The organism is Citrobacter telavivensis (assembly GCF_041807075.1).
Taxonomy (GTDB): domain Bacteria; phylum Pseudomonadota; class Gammaproteobacteria; order Enterobacterales; family Enterobacteriaceae; genus Citrobacter_A; species Citrobacter_A telavivensis.
In genome coordinates this window covers 42168-66383 of sequence record NZ_JBGUBF010000005.1, presented here as the reverse complement: position 1 = coordinate 66383, position 24216 = coordinate 42168, and the positions used below count along the sequence as shown (strand labels likewise).

22 protein-coding genes are annotated in these 24216 nt (G+C 56.2%); 10 read left to right on the top strand and 12 right to left on the bottom strand.

The annotated features are described in order from the left end of the window. Positions 1 to 3: 3 nt before the first annotated feature. The 6 genes from hscB to trmJ form a co-directional block, all read right to left on the bottom strand. On the bottom strand, positions 4 to 519 hold the full coding sequence (hscB, locus tag ACERJC_RS18995; RefSeq protein WP_042317593.1) for a co-chaperone HscB: 516 nt from the start codon (positions 517 to 519) through the stop codon (positions 4 to 6). A gap of 76 nt (positions 520 to 595) precedes the next feature. Continuing rightward, positions 596 to 919 (bottom strand): iron-sulfur cluster assembly protein IscA, encoded by a 324-nt coding sequence (gene iscA, locus ACERJC_RS18990; RefSeq protein ID WP_003037681.1) that lies wholly within the window; start codon positions 917 to 919, stop codon positions 596 to 598. A gap of 19 nt (positions 920 to 938) precedes the next feature. Next, positions 939 to 1325 carry a Fe-S cluster assembly scaffold IscU gene (gene iscU, locus ACERJC_RS18985; RefSeq protein ID WP_002913991.1) on the bottom strand — a complete coding sequence of 129 codons (387 nt, stop codon included), beginning with the start codon at positions 1323 to 1325 and terminating at the stop codon, positions 939 to 941. A gap of 25 nt (positions 1326 to 1350) precedes the next feature. Further along, the gene (gene iscS / locus ACERJC_RS18980) at positions 1351 to 2565 is read right to left on the bottom strand and encodes a cysteine desulfurase (protein ID WP_152402936.1); all 1215 of its coding nucleotides are present in this window, start codon (positions 2563 to 2565) and stop codon (positions 1351 to 1353) included. Positions 2566 to 2736: 171 nt separating this feature from the next. Further along, on the bottom strand, positions 2737 to 3228 hold the full coding sequence (gene iscR / locus ACERJC_RS18975) for a Fe-S cluster assembly transcriptional regulator IscR (RefSeq protein WP_042317591.1): 492 nt from the start codon (positions 3226 to 3228) through the stop codon (positions 2737 to 2739). A 241-nt stretch (positions 3229 to 3469) separates the two neighbouring features. After that, positions 3470 to 4201 (bottom strand): tRNA (cytosine(32)/uridine(32)-2'-O)-methyltransferase TrmJ, encoded by a 732-nt coding sequence (gene trmJ / locus ACERJC_RS18970; protein ID WP_152402934.1) that lies wholly within the window; start codon positions 4199 to 4201, stop codon positions 3470 to 3472. Between the two features lie 118 nt (positions 4202 to 4319). On the opposite strand from trmJ, the gene suhB reads away from it, so the two are divergent. Next, complete coding sequence (gene suhB, locus ACERJC_RS18965) at positions 4320 to 5123, top strand: inositol-1-monophosphatase (RefSeq protein ID WP_152402932.1); 804 nt, start codon at positions 4320 to 4322, stop codon at positions 5121 to 5123. 106 nt (positions 5124 to 5229) lie between these two features. On the opposite strand, the gene ACERJC_RS18960 is transcribed toward suhB, so the two are convergent. Both ACERJC_RS18960 and ACERJC_RS18955 read right to left on the bottom strand, forming a co-directional pair. After that, complete coding sequence (locus ACERJC_RS18960) at positions 5230 to 6210, bottom strand: nickel/cobalt transporter (protein WP_373672256.1); 981 nt, start codon at positions 6208 to 6210, stop codon at positions 5230 to 5232. Continuing rightward, on the bottom strand, positions 6201 to 6830 hold the full coding sequence (locus ACERJC_RS18955) for a DUF1007 family protein (protein WP_373672255.1): 630 nt from the start codon (positions 6828 to 6830) through the stop codon (positions 6201 to 6203). Before ACERJC_RS18955 ends, ACERJC_RS18960 begins: the two co-directional genes overlap by 10 nt. Positions 6831 to 7257: 427 nt before the next feature. Between ACERJC_RS18955 and ACERJC_RS18950 the strand changes: the two genes are divergently transcribed. The 7 genes from ACERJC_RS18950 to csiE all read left to right on the top strand — a co-directional run bounded on the left by ACERJC_RS18950 (position 7258) and on the right by csiE (position 15556). Further along, positions 7258 to 8241: an autoinducer 2 ABC transporter substrate-binding protein gene (locus ACERJC_RS18950; RefSeq protein ID WP_178826434.1), complete on the top strand. Its 984-nt coding sequence runs from the start codon at positions 7258 to 7260 to the stop codon at positions 8239 to 8241. Positions 8242 to 8344: 103 nt separating this feature from the next. Next, positions 8345 to 9853, top strand: a complete 1509-nt coding sequence (locus ACERJC_RS18945; RefSeq protein ID WP_373672254.1) for a sugar ABC transporter ATP-binding protein — start codon at positions 8345 to 8347, stop codon at positions 9851 to 9853. Further along, complete coding sequence (locus ACERJC_RS18940) at positions 9846 to 10835, top strand: ABC transporter permease (protein ID WP_152402917.1); 990 nt, start codon at positions 9846 to 9848, stop codon at positions 10833 to 10835. The genes ACERJC_RS18945 and ACERJC_RS18940 overlap by 8 nt, the downstream gene beginning before the upstream one ends. Position 10836: 1 nt before the next feature. Then, entirely contained in the window at positions 10837 to 11790 is a 954-nt protein-coding gene (locus ACERJC_RS18935) for an ABC transporter permease (RefSeq protein WP_046485096.1), read from the top strand. 16 nt (positions 11791 to 11806) lie between these two features. After that, the gene (locus ACERJC_RS18930) at positions 11807 to 13444 is read left to right on the top strand and encodes an FGGY-family carbohydrate kinase (protein ID WP_152402915.1); all 1638 of its coding nucleotides are present in this window, start codon (positions 11807 to 11809) and stop codon (positions 13442 to 13444) included. Continuing rightward, complete coding sequence (locus ACERJC_RS18925; protein ID WP_152402913.1) at positions 13441 to 14040, top strand: KpsF/GutQ family sugar-phosphate isomerase; 600 nt, start codon at positions 13441 to 13443, stop codon at positions 14038 to 14040. Before ACERJC_RS18930 ends, ACERJC_RS18925 begins: the two co-directional genes overlap by 4 nt. A 235-nt stretch (positions 14041 to 14275) precedes the next feature. Then, a complete protein-coding gene (gene csiE, locus ACERJC_RS18920) occupies positions 14276 to 15556 on the top strand; it encodes a stationary phase inducible protein CsiE (protein WP_373672253.1) in 1281 nt (426 codons plus the stop codon). Here the strand turns inward: csiE and ACERJC_RS18915 are convergent. From ACERJC_RS18915 to ACERJC_RS18900, 4 genes are all read right to left on the bottom strand, one after another. Further along, the gene (locus tag ACERJC_RS18915; RefSeq protein WP_152402907.1) at positions 15548 to 16687 is read right to left on the bottom strand and encodes a 3-phenylpropionate MFS transporter; all 1140 of its coding nucleotides are present in this window, start codon (positions 16685 to 16687) and stop codon (positions 15548 to 15550) included. The two genes, csiE and ACERJC_RS18915, sit on opposite strands and share 9 nt — an antisense overlap. Before the next feature lie 88 nt (positions 16688 to 16775). After that, positions 16776 to 17618 carry an aldose 1-epimerase gene (locus tag ACERJC_RS18910; RefSeq protein WP_373672252.1) on the bottom strand — a complete coding sequence of 281 codons (843 nt, stop codon included), beginning with the start codon at positions 17616 to 17618 and terminating at the stop codon, positions 16776 to 16778. Beyond that, positions 17618 to 19057, bottom strand: coding sequence for a sugar porter family MFS transporter (locus ACERJC_RS18905; protein WP_286632742.1), 1440 nt, complete (start codon positions 19055 to 19057; stop codon positions 17618 to 17620). Before ACERJC_RS18905 ends, ACERJC_RS18910 begins: the two co-directional genes overlap by 1 nt. 71 nt (positions 19058 to 19128) lie before the next feature. Next, a complete protein-coding gene (locus ACERJC_RS18900; protein WP_373672251.1) occupies positions 19129 to 22395 on the bottom strand; it encodes a DUF5107 domain-containing protein in 3267 nt (1088 codons plus the stop codon). Between the two features lie 113 nt (positions 22396 to 22508). Here ACERJC_RS18900 and ACERJC_RS18895 point away from each other — a divergent pair, with 113 nt between their 5' ends. Both ACERJC_RS18895 and ACERJC_RS18890 read left to right on the top strand, forming a co-directional pair. Then, on the top strand, positions 22509 to 23702 hold the full coding sequence (locus tag ACERJC_RS18895) for an ROK family transcriptional regulator (RefSeq protein ID WP_371894485.1): 1194 nt from the start codon (positions 22509 to 22511) through the stop codon (positions 23700 to 23702). A gap of 65 nt (positions 23703 to 23767) precedes the next feature. Then, complete coding sequence (locus ACERJC_RS18890; protein ID WP_373672250.1) at positions 23768 to 24190, top strand: DoxX family protein; 423 nt, start codon at positions 23768 to 23770, stop codon at positions 24188 to 24190. Positions 24191 to 24216 lie beyond the last annotated feature (26 nt).

The window sequence follows — 24216 nt, the reverse complement described above, 5'->3', positions numbered from 1 at the left end:
ATATTAAAAATCGAGCAGTTTTTCTTCGAGTTGTTCTGCACTGCTTCGCAGTTTATCGAGAAAACGCAGTTTACGCACGGTATCGGCCGCAACGTCCCACGTCTCGCTATCCAGTTGTTCCACCATTAGCTGATGGCGGCTATCAAACATCTTTTTCACGCGCTGAATAAAACGTTCCAGCCGCGCCTCGTCTTTCGCCTGTTCGATCTCATCGAGTTCTTCACGCAATTCCAGTTGTTCCATCAGGAATGCGGTATCGCGCACCGTGTGCTGCTCGTTGCTGAGATCAAAACCGTGTAACGAAAGCAGATATTCTGCGCGCATCAGAGGATGGCGCAGCGTTTGCCAGGCCTGGTTGATGGTGGCGGATTGCGAAACGGCAGCAAGCTGTTCCGCCTGGGTACCGCTGGCAAATTTATCAGGGTGATACTGACGTTGCAGATCCTGAAAACGAAGGCTCAGCGCCTGAATATCGAGCGGATAACGGGCCGGTAAGCCAAAGAGGGTGAAGTAGTCCATAACATTCTCAGGGGTAGCCTGTTAGAACAAACCCCACACATAGCTTGGCCACGGCGGGGTTTTCGGATGACGCGCGTTACACGTGGAAGCTTTCGCCGCAACCACACTCGTCTTTCACATTCGGGTTAGTGAATTTAAACCCTTCGTTCAGACCTTCTTTTACGAAGTCTAACTGCGTTCCGTCCAGAAATTGCAGGCTTTTTCCGTCAACCACGACCTTAACGCCTTTGTCTTCAAACACGGTGTCTTCTGCCGCCGGTTCATCAACAAATTCCAGTACATACGCCATACCTGAGCAGCCGGAGGTTCTCACGCCCAGACGCAGGCCAAACCCTTTACCGCGGTTCGCCAGGAAGGTATTTACTCGCGCTGCTGCACTGTCGCTAAGTGTAATCGACATAATAAAACCTCAACTCTTCTTATTTTGCTTCACGTTTGCTTTTGTAGTCCGCAATAGCGGCTTTGATCGCGTCTTCTGCCAGAATAGAACAGTGAATTTTCACGGGCGGCAGCTCAAGCTCATCGGCGATATCGGTGTTTTTGATCGCCTGTGCTTCGTCCAGCGATTTCCCTTTCACCCATTCGGTGACCAGGGAGCTGGACGCGATAGCGGAACCGCAGCCGTAAGTCTTGAAACGCGCGTCTTCAATGATACCTTCATTGTTGACTTTGATCTGCAACTTCATCACGTCGCCACAGGCTGGTGCACCCACCATGCCGCTGCCCACGTTCTCGTCGCTGTTGTCAAAAGAGCCCACGTTACGTGGATTCTCGTAATGATCGATTACTTTTTCGCTGTAAGCCATGATGAATTCCCCTTATCGGTACCGATTAATGATGTGACCATTCGATGCTGTTCAGATCCACGCCCTGCTTGTGCATTTCCCACAGTGGAGAAAGGTCACGCAGACGGCCGATAGATTTACGAACCAGTTCGATGGTGTAATCAATCTCTTCTTCGGTAGTAAAACGACCTAAAGAGAAACGAATAGAGCTATGCGCCAGCTCGTCGGTCATTCCCAGCGCGCGCAGCACATAGGAAGGCTCGAGGCTCGCAGAGGTACAGGCGGAACCTGAAGAGACCGCAAGGTCTTTCAGCGCCATGATCAGCGACTCGCCTTCAACATAGTTAAAGCTCACGTTGAGGATGTTTGGCGCGCCCTGTTCGAGGTCACCGTTCAGGTAGACTTCTTCCATATCTTTCACGCCGTTCCACAGACGGTTACGCAGACCGCGCAGACGCGCCATCTCGGTTTCCATCTCTTCTTTCGCGATGCGATAGGCTTCGCCCATGCCGACGATCTGGTGGACGGGCAGCGTACCGGAACGCATACCGCGCTCGTGGCCGCCACCGTGCATCTGCGCTTCGATGCGAATACGCGGCTTACGGCGAACGTACAGCGCGCCGATCCCTTTCGGGCCATAAATTTTGTGACCAGAGAAAGACATCAGGTCAACTTTCAGTTGGCTCAGATCGATAGGCAGTTTGCCCACGCTCTGGGTGGCGTCAACGTGATAGATGATGCCGCGCGCACGGCACATTTCGCCGATAGTCGCGATATCCTGCACCACGCCGATTTCGTTATTCACGTGCATGATGGAAACCAGAATGGTGTCGTCACGCATCGCCGCTTCCAGCGCGTTGAGATCGATAATCCCGTTGCTCTGCGGCGCCAGGTAGGTTACTTCAAACCCTTCGCGCTCCAGCTGACGGCAGGTATCCAGCACGGCTTTGTGTTCGGTTTTGCTGGTGATGATGTGCTTGCCTTTTTTCTGATAAAAGTTGGCTGCACCTTTGATCGCCAGGTTGTCGGATTCAGTCGCACCGGAGGTAAAAACGATTTCACGCGGATCGGCACCCACCAGATCGGCAATCTGATTACGGGCGATATCCACCGCCTCTTCAGCCTGCCAGCCGAAACGGTGTGAACGGGAGGCCGGGTTACCAAAGGTTCCGTCCAGCGTCAGGAACTGCATCATTTTCTCGGCAACACGCGGGTCCACCGGCGTGGTTGCGGAGTAATCGAGATAAATCGGTAATTTCATTGCTCTATAAACTCCGTACATCGCTTCAATGCAAGGAGTCAGGCAACCGGCTGGATGTACGACCGTGTTAACGGAGCGCAAGCGCCCCGGCCTGACTCTGAAATACTTTTACGCTTCATCCTTCAGACTGCCTCTGCGTTGGCAGCCTGAAGATATTGCGTACTTTTCTAATTAAGCGCGTAACTTAACGTCAATTGCGTCTTGTGCACGATTTGTGCGTGGAGCGTCGTGGCTGTGCTGGCGACCAGACACATCCAGGACTTCCTGATTATTCACCAGTTCGCCTAACGTGATGTTGTTGAGGAAACCGGTCAGACGGTCGCTCAAGTCACGCCACAGCGCGTGGGTCAGGCATTTATCGCCGCCCTGACAACCGCCTTTGCCCTGACAACGGGTCGCATCAACCGACTCGTCAACAGCGCTAATCACTTCACCAACTGCAATACTGCCGGCATCTTTGCCCAGCAGATAACCGCCGCCTGGTCCACGTACGCTGGAAACCAGACCATTTTTACGCAAACGGGAGAACAGCTGTTCCAGATAAGAAAGGGAAATTCCCTGACGTTCAGAAATATCAGCCAACGGTACCGGGCCCGCTTCGGAGTTGAGCGCAACGTCCAACATTGCGGTCACGGCATAACGCCCTTTAGATGTCAGTCTCATGTCTTACTTAGCCTCAAACTCGCCCCTGCCCGGGGTTTTTTATTGTAAAATGGGGGTATTGCATAGCAGGGTCAAGTCTGACATTCCCGACTAAATCAGTCAACTATTTACTTGACTGTTTTAGTCAGGTATTTAACCTTCAGTGCCATTTTGCGTTACCGGATGACGCTTCGCTTATCCGGCATACAGACCGCACGATTCGTAGGCCGGATAAGCGAAGCGCCATCCGGCATTAGCACCGTTACTTGCTTTTATTCTGCTGCTCAATAGAGGCAAGCATTCCACGCAGAATATTCAACTCCTGGCTCTCCGGACGCGCGCGCGTAAACAGACGACGCAGTTTGTTCATCACCTGCCCGGGGTGGTTCTCACGGATAAACCCCGTCGACAGTAACGTCTGCTCAAGGTGACCGTAAAAACGCTCCAGATCGTCCACCAGCGGGTACGGTGCTTCTTCATGCACCACCGCGTCAGGGTTTTCCTGTGTTGCCAGCCAGGCCATGCGCACTTCATAGGCGATGACCTGTACCGCCATCGCCAGGTTCAGCGAACTGTACTCCGGGTTTGCCGCAATCGCGACGTGGTAATGGCATTTTTGCAGTTCGTCGTTGGTCAGTCCAACGCGTTCACGACCAAACACCAGCGCTACGGGGGTATTTGCCGCTTCCGCGACGCTTTTTAAACCGCATTCGCGCGGATCGAGCATCGGCCACGGCAGCGTACGCGAACGCGCGCTGGTTCCGACGACCAGGCTGCATCCGGCCAGCGCTTCATCGAGGGTGTCGACGATCTGCGCGTTGCCGATCACATCACTGGCCCCTGCCGCCAGGGCGATAGCCTGGGAGTCAGGTTTTACGAGCGGGTTAACCAGCCACAGATTGGTTAACCCCATTGTTTTCATTGCGCGGGCAACAGAGCCCATGTTGCCGGTGTGTGACGTTTCCACCAGCACGATTCGAATATTTTGCAGCATTGTCTTTCTTCAGCTAAAGATTATTCGCCCATATTATCATAAATCGAAGACATATTCCGATCTCGCTGCTATACTCTGCGCCGTTTTCCCGTTCTTTAACATCCAGTGAGAGAGACCGATGCATCCGATGCTGACCATCGCCGTGCGCGCAGCGCGCAAGGCGGGTAATGTAATTGCCAAACACTACGAAACGCCTGACTCAGTAGAAACCAGCCAGAAAGGCAGCAATGATTTTGTGACCAACGTCGATAAAGCCGCCGAAGCGATTATTATCGAAACGATCCGCAAATCTTACCCACAGCACACCATCATCACCGAAGAAAGCGGTGAACATGAAGGTACCGATCAGGATGTTCAATGGGTTATCGATCCACTGGATGGCACCACCAACTTCATAAAACGTCTGCCACACTTCGCCGTTTCTATTGCAGTACGCATTAAAGGCCGTACTGAAGTCGCTGTGGTTTACGATCCCATGCGTAATGAACTGTTCACCGCCACTCGCGGCCAGGGCGCTCAGCTGAATGGCTATCGTCTGCGCGGCAGCAATGCGCGCGATCTGGACGGCACCATTATCGCTACCGGCTTCCCGTTCAAAGCCAAACAGCACGCCACCTCTTACATGAATATCCTCGGCAAAATGTTTACCGAGTGCGCTGACTTCCGCCGCACTGGTTCTGCCGCACTGGATCTGGCGTATGTTGCCGCCGCGCGCGTTGACGGTTATTTCGAAATCGGCCTCAAGCCGTGGGATTTCGCCGCAGGTGAACTGATCGCCCGCGAAGCAGGCGCACTGGTTTGCGACTTTACCGGCGGTCATAACTACATGATGACCGGCAACATCGTGGCGGGTAACCCGCGCGTGGTAAAAGCAATGCTGGCGAGCATGCGTGATGAACTGAGCGACGCACTGAAGCGTTAATCGTTTGCTGCCGGATGGCGGCTAACGCCTTATCCGGCCTACAGAGTAAAATGATCTGTAGGCCGGATAAGCGAAGCGCCATCAGGCATTCTCCCTCAGGGCACGTTTAAAACGGTCGTAATCCCCTTCCCACGGGCACCGCACTCACCCACATTATTCCCGCAGCCACCAGCAGTATCACGCCACCGGCTAACGCCAGCGTCGACCAGCCAACCTGTCGCCACAATACCGTCGCGCGGTTACCGCTCAGCCTGACCGCCAGCGTGCGAAAACTGTGCACCAGCAGCGCCAGAGAGGTAATGGTCAACGACGTGCCCGCCGCCATCGCCAGCGCCGACGCTATTCCCCAGTAAAATACGCCGATGACTTTGCTAAACAGCAGCACCATGATAGCCCCGGAACAGGGACGCATCCCCATCGACAGGATAATCATCAGCCGTGCGCGCCAGTCATCGCCATGGTGCAGTTGTTCCGGATGCGGCAAGTGCTGATGCCCGCACCCACAGTTTTCATGGTGCACATGGTGTGGCGTAAAGGCGGTAAATCTGGGTTTGCGCAGCAGCGCATGTAGTTTCTTCAGCGCCCGCCAGCAGAGCAACAGGCCCAGAATCCCCACCAGCGCGTAGCTCCCCTTCTCCAGCCAGAAACCGCTCAGATGGAGCTGTCTCGCCGGCAGTTGCAGGATGCTGAGCACCACCACAACCAGCCCGATCGCCACCAGCCCCTGCAATAACGAGGAGGCCAGCGTCAGGCTAATGCTCGACTTCAGTTTTGAAGGATGGGTCGCCAGCCAGGTGGTAATCACGACCTTTCCGTGCCCCGGCCCCAGCGCGTGCAGTACGCCATATAAAAAGCTAAACAGCAGCAACGAACCGCCCGCCTGGGCTGGGCTGGCGGCAACGGCCTTCAGCAGCACACTCATCTGCTGATTCACCTCCCGCTGCCAGACGATACTGTTGACCATCACCTGCGGCCAGGTTTGCCACAGCCAGACGCCACCGATCGCCGCCATCAGCAAAAAAAGCGCCAGCGGCCACAGCGATATCCAGCGTTGTGCGCGAATGCGGTTTAGCGACATTACTGGCATGTGACTATCACCGTCTGTGCGAATTGTTTACCCAGTTCCATATCCTCGGGCGGCGCATCGTCCTTATCCAGAGACTGGGCAAAACTGAGCGACGCCTCGTTCGGCTCGGGGGTATGTAGCGCGATGTTGCAGCGCTCACGCATCGTCGGCGATAGCGCCGCATCGCGGTCTTCTTCGTAGCTCATATCGACATAATAAGAGGGATCAAAGGTCGAGAAGGTATAACGTTGCCCGCTCAACGGCTGCGGTTCGGCAAGCGGCAGCACGAAGGTGAGCACCGCCTGATGCTCATCGCGCGCCATACCGTATTCCGCGGGGCGGTTTTTAAATTTGACGCGCTGTCCGTTGTGCCACATTTCGGTGAAATAGTGCTGTCCCAGGACATTCGCCATCACTTCCGCCGCCAGTTTTTTCCAGATGTCGGAACCCGGTTTTGCATCGCCCGCATCATAGAGCAGGTCGGCAGAGGTCAGCTCATCCATCGTCCAGCGCATTTTTAGCGCCACAATAGACCCGTTATCGCTAACCACTTCCGTTTTCAGACGGATAAAACTGTGAGGATGTGCGCTCACCGTAAACGTCAAAAAAGCGAGTAACACCAACAAAACGCCGCGTATCATGAATGACTTTGACTCCCCATAAAAACAGGATGGCCACGAGAGTCACGATCGCCGTGACAGGATTGCCCGTGAGGATAACATTGAAATGATGAATGTTGAGCGCGGATTTATGGGCTCGATTCAGTTCTCAGATTTGATATTTTGTCGTTAAGTACAACGTTCCCATTCCGGTGATTTTCTGTGCGCCACGCCTGAATTGATAACAAACTGTAAAATAAAATAATCAAATTACGACATTTTTTAACATAACAATTAACCCTCACTGCACAAAAACCATTAAAATTAACTAACATTTAACCAAATAATATCTATAAATTAACAATAATGGGCATTTATCACATTTTATAAACTTGAGATTCATTACCTCTTCCCTTCGTTGATAACCTCCTGTTCGTGACATGCCCCGGTCCCTACAAAAGGTACAACTATGAAATTCAAACTCGCATTACTCAGTGCAACCCTGGTTTCTGCATGCATGTTGTCCGGCCCGTCCTTTGCGGCAGAAAAATACGAAATCGCTGTGGTTGCTAAAGTCACCGGCATTCCGTGGTTCAACCGCATGGAAACCGGCGTGAATGAAGCAGCGAAAAAACTGGATGTGAATGCTTATCAGACCGGCCCTTCCACGCCGGATCCGGCTCAGCAGGTGAAGGTCATTGAAGATCTCATTGCCAAGAACGTTAACGCGATCATTGTGGTACCTAATGACGCCAAGGTGCTTGAGCCCGTGCTGAAAAAAGCGCGCGATAAGGGCATTGTCGTTCTGACCCATGAGTCACCGGATCAACAAATCGGCCAGTGGGATATCGAAACGATCGACAGCGAGAAGTACGCGCAGGCCAACGTCGACGAGCTGGCGAAGGATATGGGCGGCAAAGGTGGCTATGCGATTTACGTCGGCTCGCTGACCGTGCCGTTACACAACGCCTGGGCCGATTACGCCATCAAGTACCAGAAAGAGAAATACCCGGAGATGTTTGAAGTGACCACCCGTCTACCGGTGGCCGAGAGCATCGACAAATCCTACTCCACCACGCTGGATCTGATGAAAACCTATCCGCAGATGAAGGGCATCATTGGCTTCGGTTCGCTGGGTCCGATTGGTGCGGGTCAGGCAGTACAGAAAAAACGCGCGAAAGATAAAATTGCCGTGGTGGGGATTGCCATGCCCGCACAGGCTGCGCCTTATCTGATGCGTGGCGACATCAAAAAAGCGATGTTGTGGGATCCGAAAGATGCCGGCTACGCGCTGGTGACCGTGGCAGATCAGTTGCTGCAAGGCAAAGAAGTGACGCCAGATCTGACCATTGATGGATTAGGGAAAGCCGATGTCGACATGGAGAAGAAAGTGATCCGCTTTAACAAGATCCTCGAAGTCACCAAAGACAACGCACAGTCACTCGGTTTCTAAGGCTCCAGCCACCACCAGGGAAACCCAACGCCGACCGTCTGGTCGGCGCTACCAACAGGCTTAACACTCTGCGCCCGTCAGGGCGCTCGCAGGGGTATTGTCCATGACAGACACCACCGCATTTATCACTCTTGAGAATATCAGCAAGCAATTCCCGGGCGTGCTGGCGCTGGATAATGTGAATCTGACGCTGAAAAAAGGCGAAGTTCACTGTCTGGCAGGGCAGAACGGTTGCGGCAAAAGCACCATTATTAAAGTGATCTCCGGAGTCTACCAGCCGGAAAAAGGGGCGCAGATCCTGCTGGACGGCAAACTGTTCCACCATCTGTCGCCACAGCTCTCTTCGCATTACGGCATCCAGGTTATCTACCAGGATTTATCCCTCTTCCCGAACTTCAGCGTGGCAGAGAATATTACCGTCAACCGCTATCTGCCCGGCGGTGATATCTGGGTCCGACGCGGTTCGATGAAGCAACAGGCGCTGGCGACGATGAAGCGAATTGGCGTCAGCATCGATCCCGATAAAAAAGTGGAAAAACTCTCCATTGCCGATCGCCAGTTGGTGGCGATTTGCCGCGCCATTGCTGCCGACGCGCGCCTGGTCATCATGGACGAACCCACCGCGTCCCTGACGCGCCAGGAGGTCAACGGCCTGCTGCGCGTGGTCAACGAACTGAAAGCCGACGGCATTTGCGTGGTATTCGTCAGCCACCGTCTTGATGAGGTGATGGAAGTGGCGGACCGCATCAGCGTCATGCGCGACGGTAAACTGGTGGGGACGTATCCCGCCAGCGAACTCGACAGCCATGAGCTGGCATTCCTGATGACCGGTCAACGCTTCCACTACAGTCCGCTGCCGGAAAAACCACCGGTTGAGCAGGAGCCGATGCTGGAACTGCGCAACCTGAGCCGCAAAGGAAAATATCAGGACATCAACCTGTCACTGCGCAGCGGTGAGATCGTGTCGATCGTCGGTCTGCTCGGCGCGGGCCGCACAGAGCTTTGCCTGAGCCTGTTTGGTATGACGCACCCGGAAAGCGGGGAAATCCGCATTAACGGCAAACCGGTTCAGCTTCGTAACAACCATGACGCCATCAAACATGGGATCGGCTATGTCTCGGAAGATCGCCTGACCCAGGGGCTCATCATGGAACAGTCGATCTACGACAACACCATTGTCACGGTCTTCGACAAACTACATACCCGCAGCGGCCTGCTCGATCACGGTAAAGCAAAAACGCTGGTCGCCGATCTGATCCGTGAACTGAATATCAAGGTGGCCGATCCGCAGTTGCCAGTCAAAACGCTCTCCGGCGGCAACGCCCAGCGCATTGCCATCGCCAAATGGGTGGCGACCCAGCCGCGTATCCTGATCCTGGACTCCCCGACGGTGGGCGTCGATATCGCCAACAAAGAAGGGATTTATCAGATTGCCCGCAACCTGGCGGAGCAAGGAATGGCAGTGCTGATGATTTGCGATGAAATCCCGGAAGCCTATTACAACAGCCATCGCGTGTTGGTTATGCGGCGCGGGAAGTTGGTCGCCGAGTTTAATCCGCATCGTTGTCGTGAAGAGGACATTGCAGAGGTGGTCGAGGTCATCCATGAATAACTTTCGTCTCTCCCGTTTAGTCGGGCACCATGAATTCTGGCTGGGGCTGCTGGTGATTGCGCTTGCCGTTGGACTGAGCGTCAGCACCGACGAGTTTCTGTCACTCGGCAACCTGACAGACGTCGCCACCAGCTATGCCATTCTCGGTATTCTCGCCTGCGGGCTGTTCGTCGTGCTGATCTCCGGGGGGATCGATATTTCGTTCCCGGCGATGACGGCGATAGCGCAATACGCGATGGCAAGCTGGGTGATCGCGCATGGCGGTAACTTTCTGCTGGCGCTGGCCATCGCGGTCGTCGTCGGACTCCTGCTCGGGCTGATTAACGGCTTTCTGGTCTACTGGCTGCGCGTGCCTGCGATCATCATCACCATCGCGACGCTGAACGTCTATTACGGTCTGCTGGTGTACGCCACTAAAGGCACCTGGCTGTACGGCTTCCCGGACTGGTTTATGAACGGCATCAACTGGTTTTCCTTCACGGCGGCAGATGGCTATGACTATGGCCTCACGCTCCCGCTACTGTGCCTGGCAGCCGCGATCGTTTTCACCGCCATCCTGATGAATTACACCCGTCTCGGGCGTCAGATTTACGCGATGGGCGGCAACCGCGACGCCGCATCCCGCCTCGGGCTGAACCTGTTGAAGCTGCATTTCTATGTCTATGGTTTTATGGGCGTTCTCGCAGGTGTAGCCGCTGTCGTGCAGGCGCAGATCACACAGTCCGTGGCGCCAAACTCGCTGCTCGGTTTTGAGCTGACGGTACTGGCGGCGGTCGTACTGGGCGGCACCAGCATGAGCGGCGGGCGCGGTACATTGACCGGTACGCTGTTGGGGGTGATTCTGCTGGCCTTTTTGCAAAACGGTCTGACGCTGCTCAGCGTCTCCTCGTACTGGCACACCGTTTTCAGCGGCGTCATTATCCTGGTCAGCATCAGCGCCACGGCGTGGAATGAAAAACGCAAACTGGCAAGGGAGCTTTGAGATGAAAGCGTTCGCAAAAGTATTACCCGGTGATGCCATCATCCGCCTGCAGTGCGTGATTATTATCGTCGTCGCCGTCGTCTTCTCGGCGCTGTTGGGCACCCGCTTTTTCAGCGTCGCAAACTTCCAGTCCATCGGTTCGCAGTTGCCGATCCTCGGCATGCTGGCGCTGGGAATGGGCATGACCATGCTGACGGGCGGCATTAACCTGTCAATTATCGCCGGTGCCAACGCCTGCTCGCTGGTCATGGCCGCCGTCATCGTCAGCCATCCGGACAATCCGCTGTTCCTCGCGCTGGCGCTGCTGGCCGGTGCCGCGGTCGCCGTCGCGATAGGTACGCTGAACGGTGCGCTGATCGCCTGGGTTGGCGTGTCGCCGATCCTTGCCACGCTCGGCACCATGACGCTTATCTCCGGGCTGAACATCTTGCTCTCCAACGGCACGGTGATTTCCGGCTTCCCGGCGGCAATTCAGTATCTCGGCAACGCCACCCTTGCGGGTATTCCCGTCGCCCTGCTGCTCTTCTTGCTGGTCGCCGTGCTGCTGTGGGTTCTACTGGAACACACCACGCTTGGGCGCAGTCTCTATCTGATGGGTTCCAACGAACAGGCGACCCGCTACAGCGGCGTGAACACCGTTCGGGTGCAGATTTCCGTCTACGTCATTTCCGCCCTGCTCGGCTGGGTGGCCGCAATCTTAATGATGGCGAAATTCAACTCGGCGAAGGCCGGATACGGAGAGTCTTATCTGCTGGTCACTATTCTCGCGTCGGTGCTGGGCGGCATTAATCCGGACGGCGGATTTGGCCGTATCATCGGCCTGGTGCTGGCGCTGATTGTGCTGCAAATGCTGGAAAGCGGCTTTAACTTGCTGGGGATCAGTAGCTATCTGACGATGGCGCTTTGGGGCGCGGTCCTCATCCTCTTTATCGCATTACAGAATCGTAGAGCCTGATTTCAGGAGAAAAATTATGGCGAGTTACTTTATTGGTGTGGATGTAGGAACCGGCAGCGCTCGCGCAGGCGTATTTGATCTTAACGGCAGAATGGTCGGTCAGGCCACTCGCGCGATTGAGATTTACCGCCCGCAGGCCGATTTCGTCGAGCAGTCGTCCGATAACATCTGGCAGGCCGTCTGCAACGCGGTTCGAGATGCCATTAATCAGTCCGATATCAACCCAATCCAGGTGAAAGGGCTGGGGTTTGACGCCACCTGTTCGCTGGTGGTGCTGGATAAAGAGGGCAAACCGCTGACCATCAGCCCTTCCGGGCGCAGCGAACAGAACATTATCGTGTGGATGGATCACCGCGCCATCACCCAGGCCGAGCGCATCAACGCGATGCACCACCGGGTTCTGGACTACGTGGGCGGGATTATCTCCCCGGAAATGCAGACGCCGAAGTTACTGTGGCTGAAGCAGCATATGCCTAACACCTGGGCGAACGCGGGCTACTATTTTGATTTACCTGACTTCCTGACCTGGCGCGCCACTGGCGACGACACGCGTTCCCTCTGCTCCACGGTGTGCAAATGGACCTACATGGGCCATGAAGACAAGTGGGATGCCAGCTACTTCCGCGAAATCGGCCTGGAAGATCTGCTGGAACACGATGCGGAAAAAATTGGCCGCTACGTGAAAACAATGGGCGAACCGCTCGGCCACGGGCTGACCCAGCGCGCCGCCAGTGAAATGGGGCTGATTCCGGGCACTGCCGTCAGCGTGTCGATCATCGACGCCCACGCCGGCACGCTCGGCACGCTCGGCGCCTGCGGCGTCTCCGGCGAAGTCGCTGACTTTGACCGCCGCGTCGCGCTGATTGGCGGAACCTCCACCGGTCACATGGCCATCTCTAAACAGCCGCGCTTTATCGGCGGCGTCTGGGGTCCCTACTATTCCGCCGTACTGCCGGAATACTGGCTCAATGAAGGTGGACAGTCCGCTACCGGCGCGCTGATCGACCATATTATTCAGTCGCATCCTTGTTACGAAACGCTGCTGGCGCAGGCAAAAGCGCAGGGACACACCATTTATGAAGTGCTGAACGCGCTGCTGCGTAAAATGGCGGGTGAGCCGGAAAATATCGCCTTCCTGACCCGCGATATTCATATCCTGCCCTACTTTCACGGCAACCGTTCACCGCGCGCCAACCCAACGTTGACCGGGGCGATCAGCGGTCTGAAGCTTTCCCGCACGCCGGAAGATATGGCGCTGCACTATCTGGCGACCATTCAGGCCATCGCGCTGGGTACGCGCCATATCATTGAGACGATGAACCAGAGCGGTTACAGCATTGACACCATCATGGCCAGCGGCGGCGGCACCAAGAACCCTATTTTTGTGCAAGAACATGCCAATGCCACCGGTTGCGCCATGTTACTGCCGGAAGAGAGCGAAGCGATGCTGCTGGGCGGCGCGATGATGGGCACCATCGCCGCCGGCGTTTTCGAGACCTTCCCGGAAGCGATGTCGGCGATGAGCCGGATTGGTAAAACGGTCACCCCACAGACCAACCGCATTAAGCAGTATTACGACCGCAAATATCAGGTGTTCCATGAGATGTATCAGGATCATATGAAGTACCGTCAACTGATGCAGGGGGACGCATGAGTAGTTCATGGCAGCAGGCCAGCGACACCTGGAGCCTCTACAGCGAGGCGCTGGCCGGTCTGGGTCAGCATCTTAACGAACCGGTCTGGAACGCGTTAATGACGGAACTGCGCGAATGCCGTGGGAAAATTGTGGTCACCGGCGTCGGCACCTCCGGCATTGCGGCGCGAAAAATCGCCCACATGCTGGCCTGCGTTGAGCGCCCGGCAATCTATCTCAACGCCACCGATGCCGCACACGGCGATCTCGGTTTTTTACGCGCGGACGATCGGGTCATTCTGCTTTCCCGTGGCGGTAACTCTGACGAGCTCACGCGACTGTTGCCGGGGCTGGCCGCACGCAACGTGCCGATTATCAGCGTCACGGAAAACCCGGATTCCGCCATTGCCCGCGCCGCCCGACTGGTAATTTCTACCGGCGTCCAGCGCGAGGCGGATCCGCTGAACATGCTGGCGACCACCTCCATCATGCTGGTGATTGCGATCTTTGATGCCGCCTGCGCGTGTCTAATGAGCGAGAGCGGCTACACCAAAGAAACGCTGCTGGCCGTGCATCCGGGGGGGGATGTCGGTTTAACCCTGCGACAGGAGCGCTAATCCATTAGCAACCTTTCAGCCTCGCCTTCTCCGGCGGGGCTTTTTTTTGCGCCATCTGAAGATAAAAAACGCGAAAAATCCTGGTAAAGCGCTGCGTTAAACTTTCTGATGTGGCTGCACGCGTGAAAAATTCTGTGACCTCTCCCTGCAATCCTGACGCAAAACATTTCATTCGTAATGGCTATGGAAAAACTTTAGCTATTCTTATCTAACATACCTACGGGAGATCCGACAGATGATGCCAACGCTTGCTCCGCCATCTGTACTTTCTGCTCCCCAGCGCCGTTGCCAGGTTTTGCTGACGCTTTTCCAGCCGGGGCAAAGTGCCACCGCGGAAATGTTCAGTGCGCTAAATGGTGTCGATGATGCTGTTGCCCGTGAGGATATTGTCGAAACGGGACGGGAGATCCAGCGTTATCATCGACTCAGCATTAGCACTGGCCCGAACGGGTGCTACCGGATCGAAGGTACCGCGTTAAACCAACGCCTCTGCCTCTTACACTGGCTCAGACGCGGCCTGCGTTTGTGTCCGGCGTTCATTGCCCAACACTTTGCTCCCGCCCTCAAAACCGAACTGAAACAGCGGGGGATCCTGCGCACGCTGTATGACGACACCAATCTGCATGCGCTGATTAACCTCTGCGCGCGTCGCCTGCAAAAACCGTTTGAGTGCCGGGATATTCAGTTCCTGCACCTCTATCTGCAATATTGCCTGTTGCAGCATCACGCGGGGATCTCCCCGGAATTTAATCCTGTCCAGCAGCGCTGGGCGCAATCCTGCGCCGAATACCCGCTGGCGCAGGAGATCGGTCGCCACTGGCAGCGGCGCGTCATGCAAAATGCGCCGCTCACGGAATCACTGTTTATGGCGCTGCTGTTTTCGATGATCCGCATCCCGGATCCGATTCGCGATAACCATCAGCAGAACCGGCGGTTGCGTCTGGCGATCGCCCGACTGATCCTGCGCTTTCGCGAAATGGGCGCGGTGCGTTTCAATGACGAGCACGGACTGAATGCCCAACTCTACATCCACCTCGCTCAGGCGCTGAACCGCAGTCTGTTTTCTATCGGTATCGATAACACGTTGCCGGAAGAATTCGCCCGCCTCTATCCGCGTCTGATGCGTACCACTCGTGATGCGTTACGCGGGCTTGAAGAAGAGTATGACGTTGAATTTTCCGAGGAAGAGACGGGGCTGGTGGCGGTGATTTTTGGCGCATGGCTGATGCAGGATAATGATCTGCATGAGAAGCAGGTCGTCTTACTGACCGGGGATAATCCGCAACTGGAGCAGCAGATAGAGCAACAGCTGCGTGAGCTGACCCTGCTGCCGCTGAACATCAAGCCGTTGCCAATGCGGACTTTCCAGCGGGAGGGCTCGCCGCGCGGCGTGGCGCTGATTGTCACCCCTTACGCCACGCTGCTGCCGCTCTTTTCACCACCGTTGATTCACGCGGATCAAGCGCTGACGCCACATCAGCAACAGCAGATCCGCAAGATGCTGGAATCAGGCTGAGGCGGTCACCTTTGGCCGCAGCACCATGGCCGGCAGCGCCACCAGCGCCATGACCCAGAAGACGCCGTTGCCCAGGTTCTGATACAGGAAGCCGGCGAACACGGTCATGATGGCAATACTGCCGCCCATCGCCACCGCAGAATAGACCGCCTGCAGACGGATCACTTCGCTTCCCTGACGCGCCGCGATATAGCGCATCGCCGCCAGGTGGCACACGGTAAAAGTGCCGCAATGGAGGATCTGCACGACAATCAGCCACGGCAGCGCCGTCGTCCAGCCCATCAGTCCCCAGCGAATCACCCCGCAGACGGCGGAGAGCAGTAACAGATCGCGGGCGCTGAAGCGGCGGAACAGTTTGTTGCTTAGAGCAAAGATAATCACTTCCGCAACCACGCCGAGCGACCAGAGATAGCCTACCGCCGAAGCGGAATAGCCGGCTCCCTGCCAGTAAATGGCGCTAAAGCCATAGTAAGCGGCATGCGCCCCCTGCAACAGACAGACGCAGGCCAGAAAGCGCCAGCTCTGCGTGACCAGCGCACGCCAGGCGGGCCAACCGGCGCTCTCCTGATGCCGGTTTTCCCCCTGTGGCAGCACGCTGGGGCGAATCAGCATTCCCAGCAGCATTGAGGCGACGCCCAGCGTCAGCAGCGCCAGAACCGCCCGATAATCAAACACGCTGACCAGTTTTCCGGTCAACGCCGAACCGATAACAAACGCCACCGATCCCCACAGTCGTACCCGACCGTAGTCCATCGTAATCTGTTTTTGCCAGGTATTCGCCAGCGCGTCCGTGAGCGGCACCAGCGGTGAGAAGAAGAGGTTAAAGCCAACCATCACCACCATCAGCCACGCGACATGGGTTCCGGCCCAGAAGGCCAGTGCAAAGACCAGCGTCAGCAGCGCCAGGAGGCGTAACGCACGGATCAGTCGCGACGGGTCGCTGACCCGCGGGGCAATGATCAGACTCCCGAGAAAACGCGCCACCAGTCCAGCGCCTAGCAGCAGGCCGATCGTTTCTGGCGTGAGGCCAAGCCCTTTAAGCCAGACGCTCCAGAAGGGAAGAAAAATCCCGTAGCTAAAAAAGTAGGTGAAGTAACCGAGCGCCAGCCAGCGCGTGGAGTGCAAAGACATGATCCCCTCCCGTGTGGAGGCGATAGTCTGGCGATAAACGCAGGCTGGCGCAAGTGAACATTAACAGCGACATAACAACGTTTTGTCGCTAATCAACGCGAATCTCCATCGTAAAACAACACTGTTCTCCGGAGCCTAACATCCGTAATCCCGGCTGCCCCGGCATGTGGTGGGCATTTACCGGATGCGTCTGCGGTTCCAGACAAAGGAATGACTGACCTGGCATTCTGAAGAGCATCAGCCAGGGAGTTTGCGCAGAAATCGTGACATTCATCACACCTCTACGGATGACTGCCTGTCCGCTCCATCCGGAATATCCCACGTTCAGCCAGCGATCCGCGCCATATTGCGCCCTGGTGAAATCGACTTCCGCCGGGAGTTCGCTCTGCCAGGCCAGTGGCAAATGATGTTCGCCTTCTGGCCAGTAACCGCTTGCCGAGAACTGCACGGTGCTTTGAGCATCAAACACAAAGAACGGGTGAAAACCGCAGCCGTAAAGCATCGGGCGTTTGCCCAGATGAACGATCGTCAGCGACGCTCTGAGTACCGACGCCTCCAGCACATACTGGAGTTCTGCCAGATAGTCATACCCGCACGCCAGTTGACTGCGCAGACGCAATCGACAACTGTCGTCGGTTACGTCTGCTATCTCCCAGCGCTTAAGCCAGCCGTCACCGTGCAGAAAGAAACGTTCATCCGCATTATGCAGCGGCAACTGCACCTCTGTTCCGCGCTGGCTGAAGCGGTTATCGGCCACACGATTGGCGACCGGAAGCATCGGAAACAGCCCACCCTCACCAACGGATTTCCCCTCGCCTGCACGTAAAACCGGCTGTTGATGTTGTAACGAAAACAACGCCAGCAGCCTACCGCCCTGCGGGTCCACGCGCATCCGCAGATGCGCGTTATTCAGCGTCAGCGGCGTCGTCATCAGCGAGCACTTCTCTGCTGTGCCGACGGGCTGGCCTTCAGGTGTCTCGCCGCCAGTTGTTCCTCAAGGGCTTCCAGGGTGACGCCTTTGGTTTCAGGTACATTACGCAGCACGTACACATAGCCCATCGCACAAATCACGCCGTAGAGCAGGAAACTCCCGGCTGCGCCCAGCCCGGCATTGAGCAGCGGGAAGGTATAGGTCAGCAGGAAGCAGGCAATCCACAGTGCCAGCGTGCCCAACGACATCGCCAGCCCGCGCACGCGGTTAGGGAAAATTTCGGACAGCAGCACCCAGGTGACAGGTGCCAGCGTCAGGGCATAGATTGCAATGGCTGCCAGCACCAGAACCAGCACCGGCCAGCCCATAATCCCCATCCCGTATGCACCAGCAATCAACACATAAATCACGGTCAGGCCGGATGCGCCAAACAGCATCAGTTTGCGGCGACCGAGTTTATCCACCAGCGGCAGCGCGGCAATAGTAAAGACCAGATTGATAATGCCGGTGGCGACGATGGATTTCAGGGTGCCGTTGATGTCGAAACCGGCGGAGGCGAAAATCTCCTGCGCGTAATTAAAGATCACGTTGATCCCACACCACTGCTGGAAGACCGCCAGCACCATGCCGATAATAACTATCGGTTTGATCTGTGGTTGCAACAGCGTTGACCATGCCACCTTATGGTTATCTTTGAGCAGCGTGTGCTCAATCTCCTTCAGCGTCTGCCCGGCATATTCCGTAGAACCAATGCGTTGCAGCATGGCGCGCGCGCGTTCCGGTTTACCCGCCTTCACCAGCCAGCGCGGGGATTCGGGAACGAAAAACATCAGCACCAGAAACACCAGTGCAGGGACTAACTCTGCGCCAAACATCCAGCGCCAGCCCATCTGCCCGTTCCAGCTCTCGACGATCGCCTGCTGCGTGGCTCCTGTCGCAACGGGTTCGGCGATCATCAGGTTGATCAGTTGCGCCGCCAGCACGCCAATCACAATGGTCAACTGGTTCACCGCCACAAAGCGTCCGCGTTTCTCCGCCGGACTGACTTCGGCGATGTACAGCGGACTGAGCGCGGAGGCAAGGCCAATCCCGACGCCGCCGACGATGCGGTAAATCACGAACATGTCGAAGTTACTGGCAACGGCGGTTCCCCATGCGGAGGCGCTGAACAGAATAGCCGAGAGGATCAGCGGCATTTTTCGGCCAAATTTATCCGCACACCAGCCGGAAATCAGCGCCCCAAAAATACAGCCTACCAGCGCTGAACTCATCGCCCAGCCCGACTGCGCCGGATCGGTTATTGAGAAGTACGCTTCATAAAAGGGTTTTGCCCCGCCAATCACCACCCAGTCGTAGCCAAACAGCAAACCACCACAGGCCGCGACCAGACAGATGGTCCAGACGTAGCCGATTTTCAAATGTGTCTGCGCGTTATTCATTATGATTCCTCTTTCAGGGAAACGCAGGGAACAGTAGGTTTCCGGTGGCGTCACCACCACCGGTTCAGGGTTTAGTGCAATAACTCCAGTCTGATGACATGGCGCAGGAGCAGAGCTTTGTCATGCGCCGGATTCTGTTGCAGAAGAGCATCAAGCGCCTGCTGGCAGGCGGATAAATCCCCCAGTCCCAGATGCCCCAACGCGGTGATAAACAGGCAGTGCTGCTGATGCTTTGCCTCCGCCGGGGTATCGAGCACCACCAGATCCGGTAATGAGACGGCGAAGAAATCCACCTCTGGCACATGGTCTCGCTGTGACGCTACCCATTGCAGGAAGCTTTTGAAGAGTTGTTCAGCATCGTCACTCTTACCCAGTTTTTTCAGCGCCATGCCCTGCCAGAAGAGATAGTCCACGGGCTGATCGTTGTAGTAACGACCAGCATCCAACGTACTTCCACCGCGGGTGGCGCGCGCAAAGTAACGCTGTGCCTCGTCATGATGCCCCTGACGTTGGGCGCAATAGCCCAACAGATACCAGATATCGTTATCGGTTTGTCCGGGCAGGCGTCCTTCCCCCAGGTTATGCGGATAGCTCAGCGCCTGTTGTAGCAGGCTGACCGCGGCAGATAATTCCTCCCTGCCGATCGCCGCCAGCGCCCGATGAACCTGGTTCAGCAAGTACTGCCCGGTCGCTTTCCCTTCGCCCCCTTCCCAGGGATGGAACACGCGCTCGCCAAGAACCTTCGCCGCTTCATCGTAGTAGCCCAGTCCGTTCCACAGACTAAGTAACTCCACCGTCAGATCGTCACGCTGGAATACCACCGTTTTGCGTGATTCAAGCTGTTGCAAACGCTGCCCGACAGGCGTAGCCAACAGCTTATTGAGATAATCCAGTTCAAACAGGAAGCGGGCGTTGTCGGGCTCCAGCGCCACTGCCTGCGACAAATACTGGTGTGCTTTTACGGCATCCTGCTGTTTGTTCCACGCATAAATCCCCAGCAGACGATGCACTGGCGCAAATTCAGGTTCTTGTTGCAGGGTGAATTGCCAGCAGGAAAGCGCCTCTTCGTAGCGGCGTTTGCTGTACCAGAAGCAGCCCAGCAGATAGCGGGCATAGGCGCTGTGCGACAGCGTTTGCAGCATCTGCACTTCGTCAAGAGTGTTTGGGAAACGCACCCGGTTGTGCAGGCAGGCCCGCGCCTGGTCGATGAACGGCTGCGGATTGTCGCTTAGCGACGCCCGCCACAGCAGCGGCAGCGTTTCCTGGCTGTCCAGTAGCTCCAGCAGTTCGCGAGCCGCGGCTTTCTGACCGAAAGAGAGCAGCCACCCCGCCAGTTCACAAGCGTTGGTACCGCGTCGACCCGTAATAGCGATAAGCGCCGTTTTCGACAGTTCATCCCGGCGTATTGCCCAGCGCGCATAGTGCAACGCATAGCTGAGCGGATAGTCATGGAGCTGCTGTTCGATGTACTTCAACGCCTCTGATGTGCGCCCCAACGCTGCCAGCACCAGCGCTTTCAGCCCCATCGCCAGGTTGTTGCTGCCGTTAAAACGCAGACTCTGCGTCACTTTTTCCAATGCATCCGCCTGGTCGCCGCGCGCCATCGCGATCCTCGCCAGAGCCCAGAAGGCCGCATCGCGACAGTTTCCACTCCAGCTCGCCTTGTAGTAATGCTCCCAGGCCTGTTCGCAATCGCCCTGGCGCTCCAGCGCAGTGGCCAACAACATACTGGCTTCGCCATCGCGCGGGTTTTTGTTCAGGTGATGCGCTCGCTGTAATGCTGCTCTCGCACAGCGTTCAGCCTGCGTCCAGTCAGCCTGGTTCAGCGCCAGCGTCCCCAATGCGACGTTGTTGCGGTAATCCAGCGGATCAATCGCTAACGCCCGGCGATAGTAATCCCCGGCGTAACGACTGGCATGGTTGTACTGCTCCAGATGCTGACCGATAAAGTAGAGTTCATCCGTGTTAGACAACGCCTCCGGTTGTGCGGGGGCCGTTGCCGCCGAAGGTAGCGGCAGATCGTCAGCAATATGCTCTTCGTATCGCAGCAGCGTCTGACCGTCGTGACGCGTGACCGTCATGGCGATCCGCGTATAGCCCGAATCGGCAAGCGTCGTCAGCCAGTGTTCCCCCGGTGCCAGCGTCAGCGTGGTTTCGAAGAAAGGCCCGCGGTCTGCGCTGAGCGTCACCCGCACGTCATGTAATGGCGCAACGGCATAGACGCCGACGGACAGATGGTTTTCATCACGCACCAGTCGCAGCGCCAGGTCAGTGCTGGCGTTTTGCACCGTCCCTAATTCGCTATACGGCAGGAAGTTCTGAACGAACACCTTCTCTTCGTAAGGCGCAAGCCAGGTGAAATCAGGCTGGTTGTCGGTAAACACCCCGGTCATTAATTCGATGTACGGACCATTTTCATCGGTCAGGTTGCGATCCCAGGCGACACCGAAATCCCCGTAGCCCCAGCTCCACTGTTTTTTTCCCGGCGAGATATGATGATCGGCAACGTGCAACAGTCCGCCGCGCTCGCCGTGATGCCAGGCACCGACAAAGTCGTAGTCCGATTTTTCCGCCATGTACGAAGTCGGCACCGGCACATTCTTGTAGCGGGAGATATCCACCCCCGCCGAGTAATCGACTTTGTAATAGGTGCCCGTGGCGATCGGAAAAGCGGAAACATCGCGCTTGCCGTGATCGAATACCGCCGTAACATCAGGTGGGAACACGCTTTGATGATCGTCGCCGCCCTTCACCGCCGGGTTCGCCCACCATAAAAAGTGGCGCGGCGTGGCGTTGCCGTTGAAGACTTTACCGGTAATTTCTATCAGCGCGCGATCCGGGTAGAGGGTGAATCCGGTCATCACCTGTAGGCCGCGCATCGGCTCCACTTCGCCCATCCAGACGGTTTGCTCACCGTGCTCCCCTGCCCGCTGCGTAAAATCCACCGGCATAAAAGTGGTGGGACGATGGTGCTGCGGCCAGTTAAATTCGATCCCACCCGAGATCCACGGCCCCAACAGACCAACCAGCGCGGGTTTCACCACCTCGTTGTAATAGACAAAATCGCGCTGCTGTACTTTGTCATACGCGCGGTGAATACGCCCACCCAGTTCTGGTAACAGCATGACGCGGATAAAATCGTTTTCCATCCACACGGCCTGGTAATCGCGCATCTCGCGTTTGCCGGTCAGGGTGTCGATCACGCCATAAGGGTAAACCGCCCCTGAAGAACCCTGATAAACCCGTTTTTCCAGGAACATTGGATTGGTGTCTTCCTCACCCACCGTCCAGGTCGGTAATGAGAGGGTCTCCTGCCAGACCTTAACTGAACCGTACATGCTGCCTCCACTCAATAAACAAAAGTAAAATGTCGTCTTGTGGCTATTGTGTGGCAGTTAACTGGCGGTAAAATGCGCAATGCTCACGCAATATAGTTAAGGGAGTTAAGTGTATGCAGCGTTCGGGATTCAATAACGCCCGGGTCAGACAGGCGAATAAACAGATCTTTCTGTCGCATTTGTGGCGCGAAAAGCAGCTCAGTAAATCGCAGCTGGCGCAGCTCACCGGCCTGTCGATTCCGGCGGTGAGTAACATTCTTGAAGAGTTGCTGGATGAAGGCCGGATTTACCACTCCCGGGAAACGCTAAGCCAGCGCGGGCTCAGCAGCGGGAGTTTTCATCTGCCGGAACGGGGCGCGTGGACGCTGTGTATGAACGTCACCCCCACCAGCCTGACCAGCCAACTTGCCGATGCCCGACTGATGGCGGTTGGCGACTGGCAGCACGAGGTGATCAACGCCGCAACGCCTGAAGCGCTGCTCGCGGCGATTGCCAGCCACTGGCGGCGCTGGCGTCAGCGCTATCCCGACATCACAATCAACCTGGCGCTGGGCGTCCACGGTCAGGTGGATCCGATCACCGGCGCGTCGAAAACCATGCCGCAGGCACCGTGGAAAACGCCAGTGGAAATAAAGTATCTGCTGGAGGAGCGGCTCGGCATACAGGTCCGTCTGGACAACGACTGTGTGATGTTGGCGCTAGCGGAAAAATGGCAAAACCCGGCAGCCAATGAAGATTTCTGCGTCATCAACGTCGACTACGGTATTGGGTCCTCTTTCGTTATCAACGAACAGATTTATCGCGGCAGTCTGTACGGCAGCGGTCAGATTGGTCATACCATCGTTAACCCCGACGGCATCGCCTGCGACTGTGGCCGTTATGGCTGTCTGGAAACCGTCGCCTCACTGAGCGCATTGAAAAAGCAGGCCAGAGTCTGGATGAAGGCGCAGCCGGTGCCGGGAAGGGATCCGGAAACGCTGACCACGGATATGCTAATCGATGCCTGGCGCAGGGGTGATGTGCGCATTCAGGCGTGGGTGGAGCATGCCGCCAGCGCGATTGGTCTAAGCCTGTATAACTTTCTCAATATCCTGAATATTAATCAGATCTGGTTGTACGGGCGCAGTTGCGCCTTCGGTGAACCCTGGCTCAACACGCTAAGACAACAGACGGGATTTAATCCTTTCGATCACGGAGATAACCCGCGAGCAAAAGCGACACAGATTGGCTTTGGTACGCTGACTCGCGCCCAGCAGTTGATGGGAATTGGCTATCTGTACGTTGAGTCGCAGCTAAACGACATTTAGCCAATGGCGAGGCGGGCCGTTGTGTATTAATTTTAAAGTACGTTACTCATGTCAATGAGCCTGCTATGAACACGTTACGTTATTTTGAGTTCGGTGAATCACGCCATCTGTTTTTACTGATTGCCCGCATTGCGCTGACGGTTCTGTTTATTATTTTTGGCTTTCCTAAGCTGACGGGTTTCGACGGCACCGTACAGTACATGACCTCTCTCGGTACGCCTGCGCCAATGCTGGCGGCCATTATTGCCGTCGTCATGGAGGTTCCCGCAGCGATACTGATTGTACTGGGCTTTTTTACTCGCCCGCTGGCAATCCTCTTCGTTTTTTATACGCTGGGTACGGCAGTAATCGGCCATCATTTCTGGAATATGACCGGTGATGCGGTCGGTCCGAATATGATTAATTTCTATAAGAATGTCAGCATTGCCGGGGGGTTTTTGTTATTAGCCGTGACTGGTCCGGGGGCGATATCGGTAGACAGGCGTTAGACCGTCGCCCGATGGCGCTTCGCTTA

Bases quoted from the DNA above. Each gene is read 5' to 3' on its own strand.
- ACERJC_RS18960 (WP_373672256.1), bottom strand. From the start codon at position 6,210: ATGCCAGTAATGTCGCTAAACCGCATTCGCGCACAACGCTGGATATCG.
- ACERJC_RS18900 (WP_373672251.1), bottom strand. From the start codon at position 22,395: ATGTACGGTTCAGTTAAGGTCTGGCAGGAGACCCTCTCATTACCGACC.
- ACERJC_RS18925 (WP_152402913.1), top strand. From the start codon at position 13,441: ATGAGTAGTTCATGGCAGCAGGCCAGCGACACCTGGAGCCTCTACAGC.
- ACERJC_RS18950 (WP_178826434.1), top strand. From the start codon at position 7,258: ATGAAATTCAAACTCGCATTACTCAGTGCAACCCTGGTTTCTGCATGC.
- hscB (WP_042317593.1), bottom strand. From the start codon at position 519: ATGGACTACTTCACCCTCTTTGGCTTACCGGCCCGTTATCCGCTCGAT.
- iscA (WP_003037681.1), bottom strand. From the start codon at position 919: ATGTCGATTACACTTAGCGACAGTGCAGCAGCGCGAGTAAATACCTTC.
- ACERJC_RS18935 (WP_046485096.1), top strand. From the start codon at position 10,837: ATGAAAGCGTTCGCAAAAGTATTACCCGGTGATGCCATCATCCGCCTG.
- ACERJC_RS18915 (WP_152402907.1), bottom strand. From the start codon at position 16,687: ATGTCTTTGCACTCCACGCGCTGGCTGGCGCTCGGTTACTTCACCTAC.
- ACERJC_RS18930 (WP_152402915.1), top strand. From the start codon at position 11,807: ATGGCGAGTTACTTTATTGGTGTGGATGTAGGAACCGGCAGCGCTCGC.
- ACERJC_RS18905 (WP_286632742.1), bottom strand. From the start codon at position 19,057: ATGAATAACGCGCAGACACATTTGAAAATCGGCTACGTCTGGACCATC.
- iscR (WP_042317591.1), bottom strand. From the start codon at position 3,228: ATGAGACTGACATCTAAAGGGCGTTATGCCGTGACCGCAATGTTGGAC.
- ACERJC_RS18890 (WP_373672250.1), top strand. From the start codon at position 23,768: ATGAACACGTTACGTTATTTTGAGTTCGGTGAATCACGCCATCTGTTT.
- ACERJC_RS18940 (WP_152402917.1), top strand. From the start codon at position 9,846: ATGAATAACTTTCGTCTCTCCCGTTTAGTCGGGCACCATGAATTCTGG.
- ACERJC_RS18910 (WP_373672252.1), bottom strand. From the start codon at position 17,618: ATGACGACGCCGCTGACGCTGAATAACGCGCATCTGCGGATGCGCGTG.
- iscU (WP_002913991.1), bottom strand. From the start codon at position 1,325: ATGGCTTACAGCGAAAAAGTAATCGATCATTACGAGAATCCACGTAAC.
- ACERJC_RS18895 (WP_371894485.1), top strand. From the start codon at position 22,509: ATGCAGCGTTCGGGATTCAATAACGCCCGGGTCAGACAGGCGAATAAA.
- iscS (WP_152402936.1), bottom strand. From the start codon at position 2,565: ATGAAATTACCGATTTATCTCGATTACTCCGCAACCACGCCGGTGGAC.
- ACERJC_RS18955 (WP_373672255.1), bottom strand. From the start codon at position 6,830: ATGATACGCGGCGTTTTGTTGGTGTTACTCGCTTTTTTGACGTTTACG.
- csiE (WP_373672253.1), top strand. From the start codon at position 14,276: ATGATGCCAACGCTTGCTCCGCCATCTGTACTTTCTGCTCCCCAGCGC.
- suhB (WP_152402932.1), top strand. From the start codon at position 4,320: ATGCATCCGATGCTGACCATCGCCGTGCGCGCAGCGCGCAAGGCGGGT.
- ACERJC_RS18945 (WP_373672254.1), top strand. From the start codon at position 8,345: ATGACAGACACCACCGCATTTATCACTCTTGAGAATATCAGCAAGCAA.
- trmJ (WP_152402934.1), bottom strand. From the start codon at position 4,201: ATGCTGCAAAATATTCGAATCGTGCTGGTGGAAACGTCACACACCGGC.